The sequence below is a fragment of the Streptomyces sp. NPDC048479 genome, from assembly GCF_040651435.1.
Taxonomy (GTDB): Bacteria; Actinomycetota; Actinomycetes; order Streptomycetales; family Streptomycetaceae; genus Streptomyces.
The window spans coordinates 1-16,562 of the sequence record NZ_JBEZKA010000062.1; the positions used below are offsets into that span (position 1 = coordinate 1).

The 16,562-nt window shown below is 66.1% G+C and carries 11 protein-coding genes and 5 pseudogenes; 9 read left to right on the forward strand and 7 right to left on the reverse strand.

Translation table 11 applies throughout. The annotated features are described in order from the left end of the window. Positions 1 to 110 precede the first annotated feature (110 nt). Both AB0D12_RS39835 and AB0D12_RS39840 read left to right on the forward strand, forming a co-directional pair. Positions 111 to 1,299: pseudogene (locus AB0D12_RS39835) on the forward strand (ISAzo13 family transposase); the annotation flags it as partial. A 298-nt stretch (positions 1,300 to 1,597) separates the two neighbouring features. Continuing rightward, entirely contained in the window at positions 1,598 to 2,929 is a 1,332-nt protein-coding gene (locus AB0D12_RS39840) for a ricin-type beta-trefoil lectin domain protein (RefSeq protein ID WP_362694596.1), read from the forward strand. Between the two features lie 492 nt (positions 2,930 to 3,421). On the opposite strand, the gene AB0D12_RS39845 is transcribed toward AB0D12_RS39840, so the two are convergent. The 3 genes from AB0D12_RS39845 to AB0D12_RS39855 form a co-directional block, all read right to left on the reverse strand. Further along, positions 3,422 to 3,697: a pentapeptide repeat-containing protein gene (locus tag AB0D12_RS39845; protein WP_362694599.1), complete on the reverse strand. Its 276-nt coding sequence runs from the start codon at positions 3,695 to 3,697 to the stop codon at positions 3,422 to 3,424. A 478-nt stretch (positions 3,698 to 4,175) separates the two neighbouring features. Further along, on the reverse strand, positions 4,176 to 4,376 hold the full coding sequence (locus tag AB0D12_RS39850) for a hypothetical protein (RefSeq protein ID WP_362694601.1): 201 nt from the start codon (positions 4,374 to 4,376) through the stop codon (positions 4,176 to 4,178). Continuing rightward, positions 4,373 to 4,672, reverse strand: coding sequence for a sigma factor-like helix-turn-helix DNA-binding protein (locus tag AB0D12_RS39855; RefSeq protein ID WP_362694604.1), 300 nt, complete (start codon positions 4,670 to 4,672; stop codon positions 4,373 to 4,375). Before AB0D12_RS39855 ends, AB0D12_RS39850 begins: the two co-directional genes overlap by 4 nt. 27 nt (positions 4,673 to 4,699) lie before the next feature. On the opposite strand from AB0D12_RS39855, the pseudogene AB0D12_RS39860 reads away from it, so the two are divergent. Further along, positions 4,700 to 5,752 (forward strand): annotated as a pseudogene (locus tag AB0D12_RS39860) (IS701 family transposase); the annotation flags it as partial. A 97-nt stretch (positions 5,753 to 5,849) separates the two neighbouring features. Here AB0D12_RS39860 and AB0D12_RS39865 read toward each other — a convergent pair. Further along, positions 5,850 to 6,635, reverse strand: coding sequence for an alpha/beta hydrolase (locus AB0D12_RS39865; RefSeq protein WP_362694607.1), 786 nt, complete (start codon positions 6,633 to 6,635; stop codon positions 5,850 to 5,852). A gap of 533 nt (positions 6,636 to 7,168) precedes the next feature. Continuing rightward, positions 7,169 to 8,080 carry a hypothetical protein gene (locus AB0D12_RS39870; RefSeq protein ID WP_362694610.1) on the reverse strand — a complete coding sequence of 304 codons (912 nt, stop codon included), beginning with the start codon at positions 8,078 to 8,080 and terminating at the stop codon, positions 7,169 to 7,171. Positions 8,081 to 8,389: 309 nt separating this feature from the next. Here AB0D12_RS39870 and AB0D12_RS39875 point away from each other — a divergent pair, with 309 nt between their 5' ends. The 3 genes and pseudogenes from AB0D12_RS39875 to AB0D12_RS39885 form a co-directional block, all read left to right on the forward strand. Then, complete coding sequence (locus AB0D12_RS39875; RefSeq protein ID WP_362694613.1) at positions 8,390 to 9,058, forward strand: HAD-IA family hydrolase; 669 nt, start codon at positions 8,390 to 8,392, stop codon at positions 9,056 to 9,058. A gap of 59 nt (positions 9,059 to 9,117) precedes the next feature. Next, a pseudogene (locus AB0D12_RS39880) lies at positions 9,118 to 9,883 on the forward strand (transposase). Between the two features lie 183 nt (positions 9,884 to 10,066). After that, positions 10,067 to 10,556 (forward strand): annotated as a pseudogene (locus tag AB0D12_RS39885) (transposase); the annotation flags it as partial. Between the two features lie 316 nt (positions 10,557 to 10,872). Here AB0D12_RS39885 and AB0D12_RS39890 read toward each other — a convergent pair. Both AB0D12_RS39890 and AB0D12_RS39895 read right to left on the reverse strand, forming a co-directional pair. Continuing rightward, positions 10,873 to 11,180: pseudogene (locus AB0D12_RS39890) on the reverse strand (DUF6207 family protein). Between the two features lie 166 nt (positions 11,181 to 11,346). Then, the gene (locus AB0D12_RS39895) at positions 11,347 to 11,562 is read right to left on the reverse strand and encodes a hypothetical protein (RefSeq protein ID WP_362694616.1); all 216 of its coding nucleotides are present in this window, start codon (positions 11,560 to 11,562) and stop codon (positions 11,347 to 11,349) included. A gap of 234 nt (positions 11,563 to 11,796) precedes the next feature. On the opposite strand from AB0D12_RS39895, the gene AB0D12_RS39900 reads away from it, so the two are divergent. From AB0D12_RS39900 to AB0D12_RS39910, 3 genes are all read left to right on the forward strand, one after another. Then, positions 11,797 to 12,678 (forward strand): hypothetical protein, encoded by an 882-nt coding sequence (locus tag AB0D12_RS39900; RefSeq protein ID WP_362694619.1) that lies wholly within the window; start codon positions 11,797 to 11,799, stop codon positions 12,676 to 12,678. 241 nt (positions 12,679 to 12,919) lie between these two features. Further along, on the forward strand, positions 12,920 to 15,448 hold the full coding sequence (locus AB0D12_RS39905; RefSeq protein WP_362694622.1) for a DnaB-like helicase C-terminal domain-containing protein: 2,529 nt from the start codon (positions 12,920 to 12,922) through the stop codon (positions 15,446 to 15,448). Next, entirely contained in the window at positions 15,448 to 16,020 is a 573-nt protein-coding gene (locus tag AB0D12_RS39910) for a hypothetical protein (RefSeq protein WP_362694625.1), read from the forward strand. Before AB0D12_RS39905 ends, AB0D12_RS39910 begins: the two co-directional genes overlap by 1 nt. Positions 16,021 to 16,562: the final 542 nt, after the last annotated feature.

Genomic DNA, 16,562 nt, shown 5'->3' on the forward strand with positions numbered 1-16,562 from the left:
GGGCCCGTTCTCTCATGCCCGCGACCGCACCCGAACCTCCGTCCAGATGATCACCCGCTGCCGCTCGAACAAGATCCGGTTTGCCACAACGCACTGAGTGCCTGAGGTGTCTGCAGGCCAACGCCAAGACGCTCGAGGGCAGTCAGCACGTGGACCGGGACGAGCAGTTCCGTTACCTCAACGAGCAAGCCCGCGAACAGCGGGACGCCGGCCAGCCGGTCATCAGCGTGGACACCAAGAAGAAGGAGCTCGTCGGCGAGTTCAAGAACGACGGCCGCCAGTGGCGCCCGGTCGGTGATCCGGTGCCAGTGAACATGCACGACTTCGCCGACCCGCGGTTGGGGAAGGCGATCCCGTACGGGGTCTACGACCTGGCGGCGAACACTGGCTGGGTCAACGTCGGCACCGATCACGACACCGTCGCGTTCGCGGTGGAATCGATCCGCCGCTGGTGGCACGGCCAGGGCCACGCTGCCTACCCGCAGGCGACGCGGCTGCTGATCACAGCCGACGCGGGCGGCTCCAATGGCTACCGCACCCGGTCCTGGAAACTCGAACTCGCCCGGCTCGCCGCTGAAACAGGACTGACAATCACCGTCTGCCACCTGCCGCCGGGCACATCGAAGTGGAACAAGATCGAGCACCGCCTCTTCTCCCACATCACCATGAACTGGCGCGGCCGCCCGCTGACCAGCCACGAAGTCATCGTCCAGTCCATCGCCGCAACAACCACCCGCACCGGACTGCGCGTCCAAGCCGAACTCGACACCAGCACCTACCCGACCGGAGTACAGATCGGTGACGCGGAGATGGCAGCCCTGCCACTGACCCGCCACGGCTTCCACGGCGACTGGAACTACGTCCTGCACCCCCAACCGGCCCCGGCCATCCCGGCGACCCGGGCCCCACAAACACCGGCACCGGAGTGGGACCAGGTCCTGCTGGCCGCCCCCGCGCTGACCGGCATGTCCGTGCGGCAACTGAACGACCTCACACAGACTTTGGCCCCGGACGGGGACGACCGTCGCGGCCGCCCGCCCCGGCTCGCCTTCCCCGAACAGGTCCTGGCCGCCGTGCTCCACCTGCACCTCTCCCTGGCCGCGGAACCCCTCGCCGTGCTCTTCGGCAGCAGCCGCACAGCCATGCACCGCACCCTGCTGAAGATCAGGAAACTGCTTGAAGCACAAGGCATCGTCATCCCACCGGCAACCACCCCCACCCGCTGCCCTCGTGCCCCTCCAGGCGCGAGTCCTCGCCCAGAGCAGCGATCCCGGAAGCAAGATCAAGGCAACGTGTTAATGATCTGCAAGCCCTTAGACTCCAAGCTGGCACTCCGACCAGCACAAATGGAGAACCGCTGCTGGAGTACTAAGCCTCTCCTGCCCGAAGACTTCGCCCGGCTGTCCACGGCTGACGTTGCTGTCAAAGAAACGGCTGAGCCTTTACAGCATTGGGGGTACACCTGACAGGACGCAGGCGACAGACTCTGGGCAATTCGAGTTGCCGGCCCAGAGTACCCCGCCGGATTTCAGGTTGAGAGGGAAGCCTCATGAGATTTGGACTAAACCGAAGAATTGCGGGATTCACCGCATGTGGAGTGACAGTCGCGACAGCGGCGTTGTTGATGGAGCCCGTCAAAGCCTCGGCCGCTACCTGTGCGCCCCAGGAGTACGTAACCCGCACAATTAACTTCGGCTGGACAGAAATATCTTGTCCCGACGGGACCGTTATCCAAGTTAACCCCCCAGGCGCCACCACTCAACCAGGCGCCACCACTCAACCAGGCGGCACCACTCAACCTATCGACTACGTTAAGCCTGACGGCTACAGCGCTGAAGCCGAGGACTACTGCAATAAGGTAGGCCTCGGCGAAGGGTACGCGCAATGTCGCCTTGTGTCCTACGGTGAATTGGAGCGGCAGCATTCCGATCCCGACTACAGCTACCGGATCTCCGAGACGAGAACCAACTGCGGTAAGGAAACTGAACCGTATTCGCTTGCTTTCGCCTATACCAAAACCGCAACCCATACGGCAGGGTTCAGCATTTCCCTCAGCCATGCCATCACCTTCTCTGTCGCGCCATTGGGTCTGGGGGTCCAGGCATCTGTCAACTACACCGTTGGGGCTTCCTACAGCTATGCGTGGGGCGAGTCGAGCGAAGTGCGCAACGGCACCGAGGTGAGGGTCCCACCTGGATACAAGGGCTGGCTCGAATTCGGCACCTATCACGGCACCTCCTACGGAGTGGCCGAAGTGGAAATCAAGCTAGTCGACAAAACCAAGGCACCAGATCTGGATGCAGGCCGCTATAAGATCTTCACCACGATCAAAGGTGATCTTCCCAGGCCAGCTGACGCCGGGTCGGTCCGGCAGACTGAAGGCGTAGTCAGCCAGGTCGCCAGATTGACAGCCGAAGAAGAGTATGGTGCGTGCGAGGGTCACGTTTCTGGCAACCACGATCCCGCCGATCCCCCTGCAACCGTAATCACCGAGCCTGGCCCGATTGGCACGCCCATAAACCACGGCACCGAGACTGACGGGGCCATTGGGAAGATCACAGGGTTGGGCGGGAAGTGTCTGGATGTTCAGGGTGGGAGGAGCGAGGACTGGACGCCGGTGCAGCTGCATGAGTGCAACGGCACCCAGGCCCAAAACTGGACAATGGACAAGAATGGCACCATTCAAGCCCTCGGTAAGTGCCTTGACGTTGCCTGGGGTTCCACCGATGAAGGCGCCGGAGTCCAGATCCATCGGTGCAATGACAGCGGCGGCCAGTCTTGGGAGCTCACCGGAAACACCCTCATAAACCCCTGGTCCGAAAAGTGTCTGGACGTTCCCAATGGCATCATCGATAAGCAGCTGATTATCTACGAGTGCAACGGCGGCGACAACCAGAAATGGTATGTCCCTCGTGCAGCGTCTTCGTAGAAATGATTTACCCTTAGTAGGGCTGACACGACAAGACCGCGGCTTGTTAGGAGGCCGCGGTCTTGTCGTGCCCGGTCGCGATGCCAGGAAGTGCTTGAGAGCGTTGGTTGGGTAGGCCGCGCGGCGAGGTTCCTGCTGGTGGCAGGTCATTTTCCGCACGGCCCCCCTCCGAACCCGCCGTACGAGTTTCCCCGTAACCAGCTCTCCAGTGACCTATTTCGTGACGCTGTAGGTTGGCTTCCTTTAATGGATCGCTGCGGCCTCAGCTCCCAACTGGGGCCCCGGAACGGACGGGAACCATGGCGAATACGTGATTATCACGCTGGTCCTGAAACGAGGAGCCTTCTCGGCCCGGAGCAGGTTCATCATCCCCAGCTCGGCACTTTGAGGGGGCCTCGGCTGCGATGGACGCCGCCGCCGCCCATGGCTCTTCCCGCCGTTCTCGTACCGGCAATCGGCGACTGCTTCACGTGGTGGTGCCGGCAGGGCGACTCAGATGTCGGCCGGCACCGAACTGTCGTGAGACTCCACGCCCACGACGAGTACCCCCATTCCGGTCTCGGCCGCCAGTAAGGCTCTCCAGATCCGGTTGTGCCATTTCGACGGCCACACCGAGGTGCTGTCCCACCGCACCCCCTCCAGATCGACTCCGTCCAAGTCCACGGACCGCAGGTCCGCGCCGCAGAAGTCCGCACTCGCCCGGTCGATCTTGTCCACCACTGCTGCCAGAAGCCATCGCCTCCCGGTGTGCGAGATCGAGATCGTCAACCAGGTCGTGCGCCACCTCGAGCCCGCCGAGCCACGAGATGTCCTTCTCCAGCAGGTGGGGCAGCAACTCCGTTTCCAGCGGCTGCTGTGCACTGTCCACCACCGCCGTCAGGCGCAGTGCACAGGTGGACAGTCTGTTGGCGACTGTTTCGAGGTGGCGTAGCCCGCCACCGCCGGAGGCAGTGGGGACGACTCCGGCAATGCTTGAACGGACGCGAGGCGGGAGCTCACCTTTGTGAGGCGGCGGCACGCGTCAGGCGGCAACCGCTCCGCCTCCAGATCCGCCGTGAGCCTTTGAACATGTTCCAGCGCATCCCGCAGTATCCGGACCAAGTCCCCAGGCAGTACTCACGCGACACGCGCAAGGCATCCTCGCGAAACTTCAGCCGCACCGCCGCCGGCCTGTGTGCCAGCGTGCCCCGCCCGTCGTACGCGCTTCCCCCGGCGCCGACAGGTGCCTGCGGGTGAACCGCTTCTTTCACCCGGCCAGGCGCTGGCCGACGGCAGCAGCGGTCTGTCGGTGAGCGGACGCCAGCAGGCGGCCCAGCGCCCGGTCCGGATCGTGCAGTTCCGGAGGCCCACCCCTGCCCATCAGCGCGTCGGCGACCACGATTTCCAACTGCTCATGCACACTAGCCAGCAGCAGGTCGAGCTGTACATCTGCACTGTCCCGCCTCATGACCCCTCCTCTCCAGCAGCGTCGGATACCTCCAAGCGAAGTTGCGTATTCAGGGTCGCTCTGGCCCGCGACAGGTTCTGGCGTGCAGCCTCAGCGGTGATCCCCATGGCCTCTGCGCTCTTCTGCGTGGTGAACCCGTCCAATATCCACGCCAGGACCGCCCGCTGCTTGGCCGGCAGGAGCAGCAGTAACTCGATGACGCGCCGCTTCTCGACGCCGAACTCCGCTGCATGCGCGGGGGTGTGCCAGTTCGCCACAGGTTCGGGGGCATCCGCGACGCTGTCCTCATGGCGCACCTGCTGCCGACCGTCGTAACGTCAAAAATTCTGCGGAATTCTTGCCGCAAGTCGGTCCAGGCCATGTCGTCCCGGCTGCCGGACGGCAACGAGCAGAACCTGCAGCAGTTCGTGAACCAGTCCACGGGGGATCCGGTGCCCGTCCAGCGGCGGATCTGCGAACGCATGCTGCCGTTGATCCAGCCGACGGCCTGGGTGATCGACGATGTGTCGGTGCCCAAGGACGGCCAGATGTCGGCCGGCGTGGCCCCGCAGTACTGCGGCGCCTTGGGCAAGCGGGCCAACTGCCAGGTCGCGGTCAGCGTCCACGCCGCGACCGATACCGCCTCCTGCCCGCTGCAATGGCGTCTGTTCCTGCCCCAGGGACGGGCGTCGGACACCGACCGGCGGACCATCACCCGGATCCCGCCCGACGTCACCCATCGTGAGAAGTGGCGCCTGGCCCTGGACATGCTCGACACCCTCGCCACCTGGAACATGACACCGCCGGTGGTGGTGGCCGACGCCGCCTACCGCACCAACGCACATCTGCGAGCCGCACTGGCCGAGCGCCAGCTCGCCTACGTGCTGGCCGTCCGCGCGGATATCACCGCCCAGCCATTCGACGCGGAGCCCGTCGCCCCTGACCGCAACGGGCCCACCGGCTGCTGGCCGCAGCCCCGCTACCGGCAGCCGGCACTGTCGGTGGCAGCCGTGGCCACCGGCCTCGGAGAGGAGGCATTCATCCCTCTCCCCTGGCGGAACGGTTCGCGAGGGGAGTTACGCTCCCGCTTTGCCGCCTTGCGTGTGCGCCCCGCAGGCAAAGCAGTAGAGCGCCCTGTCAAGGCCGCCGCCTCGGCTGAACAAGGCTGGTGGGACGGGGTCCTGCCCGACTGCTGGCTGCTGGTCGAATGGCCCGTCAGCGCCGAGGCGCCGACCGATTACTGGCTGTCCAACCTGCCGGCCGACACTCCCGTCGCCGATCTGGTCCGTCTGGCCAAGGTCCGCTGGCGCATTGAGCACGACTACCGCGAACTCAAACACGGCCTGGGCCTGGACCACGTCGAAGGCCGATCCTGGCCCAGCTGGCACCACCACGTCATTACCACCGTGCTGCGGCAATCGCGCCGCCGCCACCGGGTCGCCCGCCGCGGCTTCTGCTCGGAGGCCGGCACGCCATGGAGAGCATGGTAGGTGCTTACCGGCGGGTGGATGCAGGTCCTTCCCCGAGAAGGGCGGCGACCCTTTCGACGTCGAGGAGGGGAGCTAGATGGTAGGAGCCCTCCAGCAGGTGGAAACGTGCCTTGCGTAGGAGGCCTGCTATGTCCTTCATCGCTTCCGGGGTAGCCACGTGGTCGTGCTCGGCGGCAATGACCGACGTCGGCGCTGTGATCGCGCGCAGGGCGTCCCGGCCGTCGTACTCGGCGATCATGCGGAACTCCGACGCCCACACGGCCGGATCGGCTCCGAGAAGGCAGGATTTGGCGTAACGAACCGGCGCTGCATCAGCCTTGATCGCCTCGGGTGGGAACCAGCGAGCAAGGATAGGGGCCGGGTCCGGCAGGCCGTTTTGCTCCAGCGCGCTCGCCGCGTCGGCAAAGGGTGGGAAAGGTGTCGCCCGCGTACACAGCAGAGCAAGCCGTCGTGTCCGCCCGGCCAGACGGGCTGCAAAAAGCTGCGCGATCTGGCCGCCGAACGAGTGACCGAGCAGGTGGACCTTCTTGATCTCCAGTTGATCCAGAAGCTTCACCAGGTCGTCAACGAAGTCGTCGCGCGTGCGGGCGGGCGGGGCGCTTGCGGCGGTGCCATGCCCCCTGAGGTCATAAGTGATCACCCTGGCGCCGGTGGCCAGCAGCGGCACGATCCCGTCCCATGAGCGCTGGTCCAAGGGTGAACCGTGCACAAGCACGTACGGTTCTCCCGCACCTTCGTCTCGCACGCTGGTCACATACCCATGCCCGATACGCAGATGACGTACGACCACCAGGTCACCTCCTGGTCCGTTGAGACCCCGATGGGCTCTCCATCACCCGACTTTTCCAACGGCGCGCTGGCCCCGCCACAGGAGCGTCCCTATGCCAAAGAGTCCGTGGCTGTCGAAGGAGTCAAGTCGGCCGCTTCAAGCGCGGCCCGAGCCGTGCTGGCCGAGGTATCGGGCTTTGTTACGCTCGCTCACGAAGACGGCTGGACAAGATCACCTGCTGTGCAGCGTACACAGAAGCGCTGGAGCAAGCTTCGCCCCGGTCCCGTCCGCCTCCCGCCTCGCGGTCCATGTGGGCACCCCGCGGGCGACGACGGGGGCCGCCATCGTCGCCGCCGCCATCTGCACCTGCGCCCTGACCGTCCTTGGTCTATCCGGCCGCAAGGAGCGCCACACCTAAGGTCGCGCCTCGTGGCGCGCAGAACGTAGGTCCACTCGCCGTGGAAGACATGGCCGTGTCTGGCCCGCGCCTGTCCCGTCCGCGGAGCACGGCACGACGAGGGCCATCGTGGAACGATGACCCTCGTCCGGCTGGTTCAGATGACGAAGTCGACGGGGGTGGCGTCGCCGCTGTCGGAGCGCGTCACCCAGTAGCCGTTGGTGGGGCCGGAGCCCTTCCACTCCTGAAGATTTCCGGCGGAATCTTTCTGCCAGGAAGGACACAGCCTGCTGAGCTCAGCATTGCTCAACCGACGGAAATTGCTGAGGAAGGTACTGCCATTGGGCTGGGCATACCACGCAGGCGAGCCAACAGCCGGTTCGGGTAGATCCCCCTTGATGTCCGTGACTATCTTGTAGGTACCCCCGTGGAGGATGTTGAATTCCGGGTGTGGGCCGGTGAGGACCACGGTCGCGATTCCGTGGGCCGTGCCGTGGTAGGTGGCCCAATCCAGCCAGCCTTGATAGCCCGGATTGACCGTGACGGGCCAGGTGTCGGCCTGCGAGGTTGACTCTCCCCACGCATAGCTGGTGGACGCAGTGATCGTAAAGGTCCAGGACGAGGAGCCGCCAAATACGGGGAGTCCGGCATGGATTTCGATGGAGTGGGCGACGGCGATGCTCACTCCCACGGTAGTGGTGGCCGTGTTCGTTTTCGTATATGCGATGCTGGGAGTTTCCACTTGCTTCTCGTTACAGTTGGTATAGGGCGCAGTACTGACCGTCCTTCTGTAGTCGACGTCAACCTGACGAGATTCTTCGTCGAAGGAGACCAGCTGGCAGCCGCCCCCGAACCCGTTCCTATTGCAGAAGTCGTTCACAGACGCACCGGCGACTCCCTGTGGGGCACCTAGCGGGTAGGGATAGACGCCTCCCCATCCGTCCTGCCATGAGTTCCGGATGTAACTGTCGTAGTCGGCAATGGAATCCGCGCTGGCCGGAGTCATACTCACGGCCGTCATGAGCGCCGTGGCGGTCAGTACGCTTGCGATGACGGTAATGCGTCCCATACCCATCCCCTCCAGAGTGAGAATTCTGAGCCTTGGATGAATCCCACGGGTACGCCGAGCAAGAGGATGAGGTAGATCCAGCTCTCGGCGTTCCCTCCCGCTGCAGACGGGGCGTCGGCGTGCTGGTGCAACCTGGATTCCGGCCGCCTTCGCAGCCCGCCTTTACTGCGTTTGATGATGATCCTCCTGCGGCGCGAAATCCATACGCCACCTGTAAGGAGTGCCACCACTCTTTTACGATCGTCGGCTACCGGGACTAAGGGCTGTCCCGCAACTACCAGCTCGATGGGCTGATGGCATGATCGCGGAGTGACCAGCGAACTTACCCAGCCGGGCTCCGCGACGTATGTCCTCTTTGATGTTGACGGGACGTTGATCGACGCGGTGGCCAACCAGCGTCGGGTCTGGGAGGCGCGGGCGGCGCAGTACGGACTCGACCCTGACGTGGTCTATCAGGTGGCGCTGCGGACGCGTCCTCTGGAGACCTTCTCGGCGGTGGCCCCGGAGCAAGACCCGCGGAAATGCCTGACCGCGTTGCATGAACTGGAGGACGAAGATGTCCGGTCCGGTGTCTATGCCGCTTTCGACGGTGCATCGGAGTTGCTGTCCGGCCTGCCCTCGGGGTGCTGGGCGCTGGTGACCTCGAACTACGAGCACCGGGTGCGCGGGCGGTTCGCCCGGACTGGACTACCGGTTCCGGGCGTGGTTGTGGATGCCGCTGCCGTCGAGGAGGGCAAGCCGTCGCCGGTCCCCTACCTGCTGGCCGCGGAGCGTCTCGGTGCCAAGCCGGAGGACTGCCTGGTCATTGAGGACGCGCCGTCTGGAGTCGAGTCCGGGCTGCGGGCCGGCATGACAGTGTGGGGAGTCAACGCCCCGGTTCCGGTGGACGGCGTGCACCGCCACTTCGGGAGCCTGCGCGAGGCAGTACCCGACATCCTCGCCTTCGCCACGGGATCACGCCGGGATTCCACAGTCTGAGCGACCAGTTTCCGGCGGCCTGCCGGCGGGGGGATCAGCCACAGTGAAACGATCTTGGTGTGGCTGGTGTGATCACGGCGTCGGAGCCGTCTTGGATAGTGCCGTTTGCCGGGCTGAGCCCGCGCTGCTTCGGCAAGTTGGTGACGACTGTACGCCGTCAAGGTGCTGGTGAAGTACGGCGGGGACGCCCGTGGAGTCTCTCGCTGGAAGACCGCGTGTTGCTGGTAACGGCCTATTGGCGCACGAACTTGACGATGCGCCAGCTCGCCCCGCTGTTCGGGATCTCGAAATCCGCGGCTGACCGCATCATCGACCACCTCGGCCCACTCCTGGCGCTCCAGCCCCCAGCGGTTCCGCAAAGACACCGTGCTGATCGTGGACGGCACTCTGGTGCCCACCCGCGACCACTCCATCGCCGAGCAGTCGAAGAACTATCGCTATTCCACAGCCCATCAGGTCGTCATCGACGCCGACACCCGCCTGGTCGTCGTGGTCGGTCGGCCCCTGCCGGGCAACCGCCACGACTCCCGCGGCTGGCAGGAGTCCGGCGCTAAGGCCGCCGTCGGCACCACCATGACCATCGCTGATGGCGGCTACCAGGGCACCGGGCTGGTCATCCCGCACCGGCGCCAGAAGGGATGTGAACTCCCGGCCTGGAAGGAGGAACACAACCGCTCGCACAAGCAGGTCCGTGCCCGCGTCGAGCACACCCTCGCCCGAATGAAGGGCTGGAAGATCCTCCGCGACTGCCGCCTCAAAGGCGACGGCGTCCACCACGCGATGCTCGGCATCGCCCACCTGCACAACCTCGCCTTCACGGAGTAAGGGAAGGACCCACCGGTGAGCAGTCCGCACTCGGATCTATCGGAGATCATTTACGGGACAACCCTTAATCGCAGTGTGCTGCCCTTTAGGGCGGGGAGCGGAAGTCAAGAACGCGCGAACCACGGAATCGCCGTATCGCTAGCGAAATCGAGTCCTCCGGCTTGTACGTGATCACGGTATGCCGTGAGGGAGCGCAAGCTCTACCCCAGCGACCTGTCCGACGCCCGATGGGCCCTGATCGAGCCGACGTTGACGGCCTGGAGAAAAAGCCCGGCTCGACCGCAGACCAACCGGACGGCCGGCGCAATTCGAACTCCGCGACGTCTTCAACGCAATCCTCTACGTCAACCGCACAGGAATCCCCTGGAAATACCTCCCGCACGACCTCCCGAACCATGGCACCGTCTACGCCTACTACGCTGCCTGGCGCGACGAAGGAATCTTCGCCCAGCTCAATTACGACCTGACGGGACTGGCTCGAGTGAAGGAGGGACACAAGCCCGAGCCGACCGCCTCCGTGATCGACACCCAGAGCGTGAAGACCTCCAGCAACGTGCCCCTGACCAGCCAGGGCACCGATGCGGCCAAGAAGATCGTCGGAAGGAATCGCGGCATCCTCAACGTCACGATCGGCCTCATCCTCGCCGTGACCGTCACCGCCGCCGGCCTCTCGTAGAACGCACGCCGGCTGCGCGTGGCCCCGCCCCGGCCGCGCAGGGCGACACCGGCCTCGGTGAGGAGACGGTGGATGAAGCCGTAACCCTCCGCCGCGGCAGCGGCATGCGCGTCCAGCCGGGCCGGGACGAGGAGTTCGACCAATTGCATACCGACTACTTCGCCGTCTGGGACTGATCCTGCGCGTACGCGGCCGCCGTCCTCGCCCTGCTGCGGGCCCGCGTATAGCGGGCCGCTCGAACGAAGTCACGCCATCCCGCGACGACTTCACCCGCAGACCGAGCGCGTCGGCGACGGGTGTGCCACCGTGGACCTCAGGCTGGGTCCGTCACTCCCCCCGTGGTGACGGACCCAGCCTCTTGCGTGTCACCGGCCAGCGCCCGTTGCGGCGGAGAGGTCTGTGCCAGGCCCTGCCGCAGATTGACGTACATGCGCACCCGCGCGCCGGGCTGGCCGGGATCTCGGGTTGTGCGGTCGATGGCCGTGGCCCATGGTCGGGCGATGGCGTTCTGGAAGATCACCGTGTCGTCGTCCCGGCCGCTACGTCGATGACGAGCAGGCCGGGTTCGGACTGATGCGTGTCTTGGATCGGTTCCACGTCTGTCGGTACGTGTTCGTGCACGGGCGGGGTTCTCTGCAAGTGCAGGATTCACCCTGCCGAGTTCGTCGCACGGCGACGCTGGGCGGAGCAGTCAGGAGGCCCCGTCACGGGGGCGGTGTCTGTCCTATCGAAGGCAAGTGACGTCACCGAGGCGAGGCCGCGCGATGTGCGGGGCCGCGGTTCTCGATCAGCGCCGCAGGACGCGGCCCACGACGCCGGCGAGGGCGCTCATGACGGCGGCTCCTACCGCCAGGGGCTGCGCAAGAGCCGGATGCACGCGGGCGAGGTAAACGACTGTACCGGTGATCAGCAGTCCGATCAGCAGGGCGAGGAAAAGTACCAGCAGGCGCTGTTCCCGGTGCTCGCTGTCCTGCGGAGGGGCCGCGTCCGCGTCCGTTGTCATGAGGGTGCGTTCCTTTGTGCATCGGGCATACAGCAGCAGCGTCCGCGGAAGGCGCCGCCGCTGCTGCATGCAGCGGACAGATTGCATCCAAGGTGGCTGATGCGCGACGGCACCACTACGTCCCTTCGACGCCCCTTCGGCACCACTTCACCGGGCGGACGGCGAAGTGACCGGACGAACGTGGGGGTCTCTAAAATCCCGTCCGCGGCCGGTGCGGGCCGCTACATTCACGCCATGTCCCCCAGCAAGCTCAGCGCCGCGGACCAGCAGCTCATCGATCACGCCGCGCGTCACGGCTTCGCCATCACGGCCAAGAAGCTCGCTGGCTGGCGGCGGGCTGGACTCCTGCCGGGAAACGTCCCCGGCGGAGGCCTTGGCCAGGGGCGGGGGAGCACTTCCTCGCCGCCGTCCGAGAGCTTCGACCTGGTCGTCGCTCTCGCCCGCCTCGCCCGGCTCGCGGGCCGGGGCAAGAGGCCGACGGCCCTGGCGCTGCTGCTGTTCGCCGAGGGTCGTCCGGTACCGGAGGCAACGATCCGTGCCGCCTTCCGTGCCTCCGTGGACACCGTCGCCCTCCCCGGCGAGGACGACGGCACAGGCGAGGACCTGGACCTGGACGATCGACTGGACCACCTCTCCAACCACCTCGCCGACAGCGGCCAGACCATCACCCTTGTCCCTGCCCGGGTGCGGCGCATCGACGAGCGCATCGGCCGCGCCCTGGGCGAACTTCCCGCCGAACTTCAGCAGTTGGACCAGAACACCGAGCCGCCGCGGCTGACCCCGCAAGACGCATCGCTGACCGCCGTGACCGCGACCCTTGGCGGCTCCGTCTCCGTCCAGGACATCGGAGCCATGCTGCGCGCGATGAATCCCGGTATGACCGCCCATCCGATCGCCTCGCTCGTCGAGACGGGCCTCCACGACAGGGGGCGCCTGATGTCCGACTCCCGGGGCGAGCCGCTCGACGAGGTGCTTGAGCGCTTCACCGAGTCGTCCGGCAGGGCGCGGGAGCTCGCGGGCGACCTGCACGGCAACTTGAGCAAGGCCCACTCTGCGATCGGACACGTCGCGTACAAGGAGGCGCCCGAAGAGCATGCGCCGGCAGCGGGCATCTGAGCCTGCCTGTTCGGCGAGGTGCGATCGCCTGCGGACGGAGTGAGTGAAGGCCGGGGCCACCGCCCCGGCCTTCGCACTGTCGTGCGGCGGTCCGTCGGCCGACAGTAAGTGCTTAAGCGGTCAACTCACACCGAAGAACCTCACAAGTGAGTGAACTTTCCGATTAAGTGTATGACTCTATCCAATTTACTGAGTTGATTTCTGTTAGCATGGTGGCGAGTTGAGCGTACTAGGAGGGTGAGTGAGTCAGAGTCAGGAGCCACCGGCCGAGACCGCGATGAACGCGACCGAAGCCCGTAAGGAGCTCTACGCCCTGGTGAAGCGCGCCGAGGAGGACGGGGTGACGACACTGATCCACAAGCGGGAGGATCGCGCTCTGCTGGCCCCGCTGGACCGGTTTCCGGCAGCCCGGAAGGCCAACGCATTCCCTTCCCACGTGCTCAGTGCAGCGCAGAAAGACTTCGGCGACCTGATTTCGCGGGCGGCTCAGGGCCAGCCGCAGGTGCTCCGCCGCAGCCGCACACCGGTCGCGGTGCTGCTGCCCGTCGACACCGACTCTGGTACCCACTCGTCCGATCCGGCCGCGGCCATGGGCGCGGCGTCCGCAGGAGGTGCGGTGAACAGCCAGGGCCATCAGGATCGCGGCAGCGCGCCGCGCAGGCTCGCCACGCTGGGCGACGCCATCGGCTCCGTACTCGCCGCCGGCTCCGCCGGGGGCGCCACGTTCGGGCTGCCCGGCCTGGACGCCGCGACGGGCGGTCTGCAGCCGGGTCGGCTGACGCTGGTGGCGGCCGCCCCGAATGTGGGGGGAAGTTTGCTGGGGCTGGCTGCCGCACGGCAGACCGCGCTCGTCGACCACCACCGGGTCCTGTATGCGGCGTCAGGGCCGAACCAGGCCGACATCATGCGAAGGATCATCGCCGCGGAGACCGGGGGCGACTACCCGCGCCTGAAGCAGGGCCGCCTCACAGCGCATGAGCAGCAGGTCGCCCAGGAGTTGGTCCAGGCACCGCTGCTGATCGACGACGGCAGCGACCTGACCGCCGAGGCGATCGCGGAGACCGCTCCGTACGTCCAGGACCTGGCCCTGGTGGTCGTGGACCGACTGCAGGCCGCACACAACGCCCGCCTACCGCTTTCCGGGAACCGGCTCACGGACGCCTCCCAGGTCCTGGCCTCCCTCGCGCGCACCCTGCACGTACCGGTACTCGCCATCGTGGACAGCGACGATCCCACGCTCCTGGGACTCCTGGACGCCGACGTCCTGGTGACGCTCGCGCCGACCGAAGACCCCGCCAAGGTCCGGGCGACGGTCGCGGAACGCGACTTCGGTGCGATCGGCTCGGCGTACCTGCGCCCCGATCTGCTGCATGCCCGTTTCCTCGACGCCACAGCCGCCCCCGTCGGCCGTACAGGCGGCGAAGGACCCGCGCGGAGTCTCGGCAGTGCCGTGGAGCGCGAGTTGGCGGAAGCCGCGCTTCCCTACACGTCCGGCGCCCGCCAGGGGCTGCCGGCCGCCGTCACGCATGTACTGGCGGCGCTGCGCAGCGCGCTGGCCAAGGGTGACCAGGAAAATCTTGCCGAACTCGGGCCGTCCCTGGCCGAGGCGGCTGCGGCCCCGCAGGAGTTGTCGGACACCGCCGAGGGACGCCGCCTCGCCGCCGCGCTGAGCGCCTATAACACCGCGGTGTCCGCCGGCACCGCCGAGCAGTCTGCCGCTGGCCAGTCCGCTGCGGACAGCGGACACGTCCCGGACGACGAAGACGACGCAGAAGCAGAAGAGGAACTTCAGCCGGGGGACGAGGAGGACGAGCCGGAAGGCGCACCCTTCCCCGCGCTGAAGCTCCTCAAGGACGCGGTCGGCCGATCGAAGATGCACCCGATCAGGGTCATCCGTATCGAGGAGCGGGAAAGCGTTCCGTGGCCGCTGATCAGTGAGCACATGGACGGCGAACCGCGCTGGGTCCATCCCGACGTCACCAGCACGCGCGTGCCCTGCATCCGGGAGAACGGGAAGCGTGTCCGGCGAGATCAGCTCGATGTGCCCGACGCGTTCGGTGAGGGGGTGCTGTGCCTGATCGACCGCAACGGCAGCTACCCGTCTGCGTGTTCGGCCGTTCCCCTGGCCCCGAACAAGCTGCTGCACACCGGGCCCCTTGAGGCGTTCGACAAGGCCAGCGCCGGTATCTACCTCATCGACATCCCGGAGTGGATCCGTACGGACATGCCGCACCCTCTGGGGCGGATCATCGAGCGGCCCGACGAGCAGGGCCGCGTGTGGGTGACCACCCCGCACATCAAGCAGTTGGGGAAGCTTGTCCGCGAAGGCCACCTCGCCGCGGTTCCAGCGATCCACGACTCCTGGACGGGGAAGGCCAACGAGTCCCTGTTCAAGCCGTTCTACGAGGCGGCCCGGAAAGCGCGTATCGAGCTCGTCCAGGCCGGCGGCGAGCCGTACAAGGCGTACAAGACGCGGCTGTCCATCGCGCTGCGTCTGCTGTGGCCCAAGCGCCAGGAACAGCGGTCCCCGTTCTGGCGGCCGGACTGGCGCATGAGCATGGTCGCCGAGGCGTCCGTCCGCCACTGGACCGTGGCCTTCAAGGCGGTCCAGGACGGGCACAAGCTCCTCGCCCTGCGCAACGTCGACGCGGCCGTCTTCTGGACACCCGCCAACACGCCGCCCGCCACGTACCGGATCGGGACCGGCTTCGGTGAAGTGAAGGCCAAGTTCATCCAGCCGGGCGAGATGATCCCCGAGGGTGACGACTGATGGCCGGGCCCACAGGCAGCGGAGGCTCCCTGGGTGCCGCCCTCAATGACCTTCTGCGCGCCCAGGTCACTCCCCGCCACAGGTTGTCTTCGTACAACGCCCAGCACTGGCACGCCCAGCTCAGCCAGCTCACCGGAACCCACCGCGGATACCAGTCCCTGGAAGAGGCCGGGCTCCACGTGACCACCAAGACCCTGGTCAACTGGCTGTCCGACCCCGAGTACAACATCCGCCGCAGCTACCGCGACCTCATCCACACCGCCTACGAAAACGTCGCCATCATCCCCGCCGACCCGATCCCCGACCACGTAAAGAACGGCCAGTTCGAGATCAGCGGCTGGGTCACCACCGGCACCGACCGGCGCAAGCGCGGAACACGAGACGCCGCGCCCCTGCGGATCGACGGCCGACGGGGCGACTGGGACGAGATCGAGGAACTCTGGATGGCCGGCGAACTCACCGACGACGAATTCGAGGACCACTTCATCGACGACGTCATCGTGGAGGACATCGGCGAAGGCACCGACGGATGGGACTTTCCCGGAGCTTCGTACTCCGTCGAGCTCAGGTGACACCGCCATCCAAGGAGTCCGACAAGGGCTTCCCTGTTGCGCCTGCTTGGCCGGAGCCCCTGGAAGGCCCGGCCAAGGGGACATCACCAGTCGGACGGAGTGTCATTGCGCTCTGGGTTCGGCTGAACGGGGCTCCTGCAACGGCGGCGGCGTATAGACCAGCCCGCTACCCCAAGAACGAGCCCGCTGACCAAGCTGCCAAGGAACTCGGGCAGTGCGGCGGAGAGCACGTTCACCGCATTCTCCGTGTGGTGCGCTCTGCCTCTGCAGCCCGGTCGGTGTGGCGGTCGCCCAGTCTCCTGAGCTTACGGCGCACTTTCTCCCCGAATTGCCGTTCCTGGTTGAGCTCGTTGGCTACTTCAGGCCAGGGATCATCATGCTCAGCATTTAGAGGGGGTCGACACGGTCTACGAGACGGTCTATCTGCTGAATTTGGGAGAGCCGGTTAGTGCGTTGTGGCAAACCGGATCTTGTTCGAGCGGCAGCGGGTGATCATCTGGACGGAGGTTCGGGTGCGGTCGCGGGCATGAGAGAACGGGCCC

What these genes read in the sequence shown, in the direction of transcription:
- AB0D12_RS39850 (WP_362694601.1), bottom strand. Translation starts at nt 4,376, where the DNA reads ATGAGGCGGGACAGTGCAGATGTACAGCTCGACCTGCTGCTGGCTAGT.
- AB0D12_RS39870 (WP_362694610.1), bottom strand. Translation starts at nt 8,080, where the DNA reads ATGGGACGCATTACCGTCATCGCAAGCGTACTGACCGCCACGGCGCTC.
- AB0D12_RS39895 (WP_362694616.1), bottom strand. Translation starts at nt 11,562, where the DNA reads ATGACAACGGACGCGGACGCGGCCCCTCCGCAGGACAGCGAGCACCGG.
- AB0D12_RS39900 (WP_362694619.1), top strand. Translation starts at nt 11,797, where the DNA reads ATGTCCCCCAGCAAGCTCAGCGCCGCGGACCAGCAGCTCATCGATCAC.
- AB0D12_RS39910 (WP_362694625.1), top strand. Translation starts at nt 15,448, where the DNA reads ATGGCCGGGCCCACAGGCAGCGGAGGCTCCCTGGGTGCCGCCCTCAAT.